Genomic DNA, 4,520 nt, shown 5'->3' with positions numbered 1-4,520 from the left:
GGCCTGATGAGCTTCCTGCCCATCATCCTGATGTTCGTGGTGCTGTGGTTCATCATGATCCGCCCGCAGATGAAGCGCCAGAAAGAGACCAAGTCCATGCTCGAAGCGCTGGCCAAGGGCGACGAAGTCGTCACCGCTGGCGGCATTCTGGGCAAGGTGACCAAGGTGGCTGAGCAGTACGTCACCGTGGAAATCGCCCCCAACACCGAGATCACCGTGCAGAAGAGCGCCGTGTCGACCGTGCTGCCCAAGGGCACGCTCAAGTCGCTGTAATCCGGCTTGTCCGGCGCCGCGCGTCCTGCGCAGGCGCCGGAACCCCAGGCAGCGCCTATCCTGAGTATTCCTCCGCGCCAACGCCTCCGGCGCCGCCTCACCGCCTTCCAAGATGAATCGCTATCCGCTCTGGAAATACCTTGTGATCCTGGTGGCGCTTGCCATTGGGTTCCTCTATACGCTGCCGAACTTCTTCGGTGAAGCGCCCGCCGTGCAGGTGTCGTCGGGCAAGGCCACCGTCAAGGTCGACCTGGCCGTGCAACAGCAGGTCGAGGGCCTCCTCGCCGCGGCCAACCTGCAGCCGGACGGCGTGTTCTTCGACCAGAACGGCACCTCCGGCAGCGTGCGCGTGCGCTTTGCCGACACCGACACCCAGCTCAAGGCCAAGGACGTGCTGGCCCGCGGCCTGAACACCGACCCGACCGATCCGACCTACATCGTCGCGCTGAACCTGCTGTCGGGCTCGCCGCGCTGGCTGACCTCGATGCATGCCCTGCCGATGTTCCTGGGCCTGGACCTGCGCGGCGGCGTGCACTTCCTGCTGCAGGTCGACATGAACGGCGCGCTGACCAAGAAGCTCGACTCGCTGGCCGGCGACATCCGCACGCAACTGCGCGACAAGGGTATCCGCCACAGCGGCATCGACCGCAGCGGCACCACCCTCAGCATCAAGTTCAACAACCCCGACGACGCCGACCGCGCCCGCACCCTGCTGTCCGACAGCACGCGCGAGCTGGCCTACAACGTCGACAAGACCGCCGACGGCGCCACGCTCACGGCCACCTTCACCGCCGCTGCGATGAAGGAAGTGCAGGACAACGCCGTCAAGCAGAACGTCGTCACGCTGCACAACCGCGTGAACGAACTCGGCGTGTCCGAGCCGGTGATCCAGCAGCAGGGTCAGGACCGCATCGTGGTGCAGCTGCCGGGCGTGCAGGACACCGCCAAGGCCAAGGACATCATCGGCCGCACCGCCACGCTGGAAGCGCGCATGGCCGACCCCAACGTGACCGGCATCCCGCGCCCGGGCGACCCGGTGCCGCTGGGCGACGAGCTGTTCACGCAAGGCCACGGCGCCCCGGTGCTGCTGCAGAAGCAGGTGATCTTCACGGGTGACCGCATCACCAGCGCCTCGGCCGGCTTCGACCAGAACCACAACCCGTCGGTCGACATCACGCTCGACGGCCAGGGCGGCCGCATGCTGCGCGACGTCTCGCGCGACAACATCGGCAAGCGCATGGGCATCGTGCTGTTCGAGAAGGGCAAGGGCGAGGTGCTGACGGTGGCCACCATCCAGTCCGAGCTGGGCTCGCGCTTCCAGATCACGGGCAGCGGCTCGACCGAAGCCTCCGCCGACCTGGCGCTGCTGCTGCGCGCCGGTTCGCTGGCCGCGCCGATGGAGATCATCGAAGAGCGCACCATCGGCCCGTCGCTGGGTGCCGACAACATCAAGAAGGGCTTCGATTCGGCGCTGTATGGCTTCCTCGCCATCTCGGTGTTCATGGTGCTGTACTACATGCTGTTCGGCGCGTTCTCGGTCATCTCGCTGGGCGTGAACGTGTTCCTGCTGATCGCGCTGCTGTCGATGCTGCAGGCCACCCTCACGCTGCCGGGTATCGCCGCCATCGCGCTGGCGCTCGGTATGGCCATCGACGCCAACGTGCTGATCAACGAGCGCGTGCGCGAAGAACTGCGCAACGGCGCCTCGGCGCAGATGGCGATCGCCGCCGGCTTCGAACGTGCCTGGGCGACCATCCTGGACTCGAACGTGACGACGCTGATTGCCGGCCTGGCGCTGCTGGCCTTCGGTTCGGGCCCGGTGCGCGGCTTTGCCGTGGTGCACTGCCTGGGCATTCTGACGTCGATGTTCTCGGCGGTGTTCTTCAACCGCAGCCTCGTGAACCTCTGGTACGGGCGCCGCAAGAAGCTGCAGGGCCTGGCCATCGGCCAAGTGTGGAAGCCGGGCAATACGCAGACGCCGCCGGCCCAGCAGCAGTAAGACCGACCGAACTACTGAACCTCGCATAACCGGCACCGGCCCCGCACCTTCGGGCCGGTTGCCACAAAGGGCAGACCATGGAGTTTTTCCGCATACGCCGCGACATTCCGTTCATGAAGCACGCGTTGATCTTCAACGCCGTGTCGTTCCTGACGTTTATCGCTGCTGTCTTCTTCCTGTTCCACAAGGGGCTGCACCTGTCGGTGGAATTCACCGGCGGCACGGTGATGGAAGTCGCCTACACCCAGGCCGCCGACCTGCCGAAGGTCCGCGCCAGCGTCGAGCAGCTCGGCTACGCCGACGCCCAGGTGCAGAACTTCGGCACCTCGCGCGACGTGATGATCCGCCTACCGCTCAAGAACGGCCCGGACGGCAAGCCCATCGCCTCGGCCGTACAGAGCCAGCAGGTCATGACGGCGCTGACCGCCGCCAGCCCCGACGTCAAGCTGCAGCGCGTGGAATTCGTCGGCCCGCAGGTCGGCAAGGAACTCGCCACCGACGGCCTGCTGGCGCTGCTGTTCGTGATCGTCGGCATCGTCATCTACTTGTCGATCCGCTTCGAGTGGAAGTTTGCGGTGGCCGGCATCATCGCCAACCTGCACGACATCGTCATCATCCTGGGCTTCTTCGCGTTCTTCCAGTGGGAGTTCTCGCTCTCCGTGCTGGCCGGCGTGCTGGCGGTGCTGGGCTACTCGGTGAACGAATCGGTGGTGATCTTCGACCGGATTCGCGAGGCATTCCGCAAGTACCGCAAGATGAACACGCACGAGGTGATCGACCACGCCATCACCAGCACCATCTCGCGGACCATCATCACCCACGGCTCGACCGAAATGATGGTGCTGTCGATGCTGGTGTTCGGCGGCCCGACGCTGCACTACTTTGCGCTGGCGCTGACCATCGGCATCTTGTTCGGCATCTACTCGTCGGTGTTCGTGGCGGCTGCGCTGTGCATGTGGCTGGGCGTCAAGCGCGAAGACCTGATCAAGGGCGAGAAGAAGGCCACCGGCCCGAACGACGATCCGAACTTCGGCGCGCAGGTCTGACGACCGCCCTTCCCTGCCCTGAGGCTTCATCCTTTGGGCAACAAAAAAGCCCCGCAACTGCGGGGCTTTTTCTTTGGGCGTTGCGCTTATTGCTGCGCGACGTTGGTGTCCTGCTTCAGGCCTTCGACCTGGATGCGCAGCTTGGTTTCCATGTTGAAACCGTAGGCCTTGCCGTAGTCCAGGCCGAACTCGTCACGGTTGAACTTCATCTCGGCATCGGCGCCGCACACTTCACGCTTGAGCATCGGATGCGGCATGCACTTGAACGCGTCGATCTCCATCTTGACCGGCTTGGTCACGCCGTGCAGCGTGAGCTGGCCTTCGGCTTCGGTCGGCACGTCGCCCTTGAACTTGGTGAAGGTGCCCTTGAAGGTGGCGGTCGGGTACTTGGCCACGTCGAACAGGTCAGCGCTCTTGGCGTGCTCGTTCATCTTGGTCAGGCCGAAGTCGATGCTGTCGGTCTGCACGGCCACGTCGATGGTACCGGTCTTGGCGGCGCGATCCAGCGTGACGGTGCCGCTGGACTTCTCGAACTTGCCGCGCCACTTCGACAGGCCGCCCATGTGGTCGGCTTCGAAGCTCGGGTAGGTGTGGGTCGGGTCCAGTTGGTACGTGGACGGTGCGGCAAACGCGGCGGTAGCGGCAACGGCGGACAGGGCAGCAACGAGGGTACGCAATTTCATGAGAACTCCTGCAAATAAGGGGCGGGAAAAAAGACCTGCGGATTACTTCTTGGCGATGACGACACGGAACTTGATGGTCACGTCGTCAGCGACGACGGACGTGTCCTTCCATTCGCCATCACCGACGTGGAACGCGTTGCGCTTGATCGGCAGCGCGCCTTCGAACACTTGATTGGCGCCGTCCTGCTTGAAGGTGACGGGCGCGGTCACGTCCTGCGTGACACCCTTGATGGTCAGCTTGCCGACTACATCCACCTTGCCGCCGGCACCGGCCTTGAAGGCCGACGACACGAAGGTTGCCTTGGGATACTTGGCGGCGTCGAACCAGTCCTTCTTCTTCAGTTCGTCGTTGTATTCCTTGCTGCCCACGTCGACGCTGGTGACGTCGATATCAACCTTGGCGGTCGACGCCGCGACATTGGCCGGGTTGTAGGTCACGGCGGCATCGAACTTGCCGAACTTGATGTCCATCGGCACGCCGAGCTGCTTGCCGGTGGCGGTGACGCTGCTCTTGGCGGC

5 protein-coding genes are annotated in these 4,520 nt (G+C 64.4%); 3 read left to right on the top strand and 2 right to left on the bottom strand.

Annotated elements, in window-relative coordinates; translation table 11 throughout:
- From yajC to secF, 3 genes are all read left to right on the top strand, one after another.
- Positions 1 to 273 (top strand): preprotein translocase subunit YajC (gene yajC / locus QZ609_RS24905; protein WP_295500654.1); only part of this gene is annotated, 273 nt, incomplete at its 5' end.
- A 112-nt stretch (positions 274 to 385) separates the two neighbouring features.
- Positions 386 to 2,272 (top strand): protein translocase subunit SecD, encoded by a 1,887-nt coding sequence (gene secD / locus QZ609_RS24900; RefSeq protein WP_295500651.1) that lies wholly within the window; start codon positions 386 to 388, stop codon positions 2,270 to 2,272.
- A gap of 77 nt (positions 2,273 to 2,349) precedes the next feature.
- Positions 2,350 to 3,318, top strand: coding sequence for a protein translocase subunit SecF (gene secF / locus QZ609_RS24895; RefSeq protein WP_295500648.1), 969 nt, complete (start codon positions 2,350 to 2,352; stop codon positions 3,316 to 3,318).
- 86 nt (positions 3,319 to 3,404) lie between these two features.
- On the opposite strand, the gene QZ609_RS24890 is transcribed toward secF, so the two are convergent.
- Positions 3,405 to 4,001, bottom strand: a complete 597-nt coding sequence (locus QZ609_RS24890; protein WP_295500645.1) for a YceI family protein — start codon at positions 3,999 to 4,001, stop codon at positions 3,405 to 3,407.
- 42 nt (positions 4,002 to 4,043) lie between these two features.
- Positions 4,044 to 4,520, bottom strand: a 477-nt coding sequence (locus QZ609_RS24885; protein WP_295500642.1) for a YceI family protein, incomplete at its 5' end; no start/stop codon positions are given.

It is taken from the genome of uncultured Ralstonia sp., from assembly GCA_913056305.1.
In the GTDB taxonomy this organism is placed as follows: domain Bacteria; phylum Pseudomonadota; class Gammaproteobacteria; order Burkholderiales; family Burkholderiaceae; genus Ralstonia.
This window is presented reverse-complemented; position numbering and strand designations above follow the sequence as displayed.

What these genes read in the sequence shown, in the direction of transcription:
- secD (WP_295500651.1), top strand. Translation starts at nt 386, where the DNA reads ATGAATCGCTATCCGCTCTGGAAATACCTTGTGATCCTGGTGGCGCTT.
- secF (WP_295500648.1), top strand. Translation starts at nt 2,350, where the DNA reads ATGGAGTTTTTCCGCATACGCCGCGACATTCCGTTCATGAAGCACGCG.
- QZ609_RS24890 (WP_295500645.1), bottom strand. Translation starts at nt 4,001, where the DNA reads ATGAAATTGCGTACCCTCGTTGCTGCCCTGTCCGCCGTTGCCGCTACC.